The following is a 571-nucleotide window of genomic DNA, read 5'->3' on the forward strand; positions in this document are numbered from 1 at the left end:
GCCGTCGCCTCGACGTCGGGCGTGCGCAGGTGAATGTGATCGAAACCGTATTTGACCATGGACAAGTCCTCCTCTGTCCCGCGGAGCATGCGGCAGGGTGGGGCGGTCAGCAATCTCCCCGGCGTCCGGTGGCCCAAAGCCGTGCGTAGGCAAAGTAGTGCTGCGGCTCGCTGGCGACGACCTTGGACCTCATCAGCAGATGCTCCCAGCCGGGGTAGGTCATGCGGCCGCGCATGGCCTCGCCGACCACGAAGGATGATTCCCGCCTGACGCGGAAGCAGATGCGGAATTCCTCATGGTCCGTCAGCGCCCGCCAGACGCGGGCGAGGGCAGCCTTGGGGTCGATGGTCTTATGGATTCGATCGCTCATCCGAAACCTCCTGGCTGCATGTTCGGTGCACGAGCCGGCGCGACATGCAGCCAGGAAGTCGCTCTTCAGTTGGAAGCCGCTACCAGCGGCGCGCCTCCTCGCTGCGCCGGCGATCGAGCTCCGCCTGGCGACGCTGCTCTTCCGCCGCCCAGCGCTGACGCTCGGCATCGTGACGGTTATACCCCTGCCCGGCGTGACGAT

General features: G+C 66.2%; 1 protein-coding gene. It reads right to left on the minus strand.

Annotation, left to right across the window (positions count from 1 at the left end; genetic code table 11):
- Nucleotides 1-106 precede the first annotated feature (106 nt).
- Nucleotides 107-370, minus strand: a complete 264-nt coding sequence (locus tag AC1DWF_RS37155; RefSeq protein WP_476843429.1) for an SRPBCC family protein — start codon at nt 368-370, stop codon at nt 107-109.
- Nucleotides 371-571 lie beyond the last annotated feature (201 nt).

It is taken from the genome of Aminobacter sp. P4_D5 (genome assembly GCF_056401815.1).

What these genes read in the sequence shown, in the direction of transcription:
- AC1DWF_RS37155 (WP_476843429.1), bottom strand. Translation starts at nt 370, where the DNA reads ATGAGCGATCGAATCCATAAGACCATCGACCCCAAGGCTGCCCTCGCC.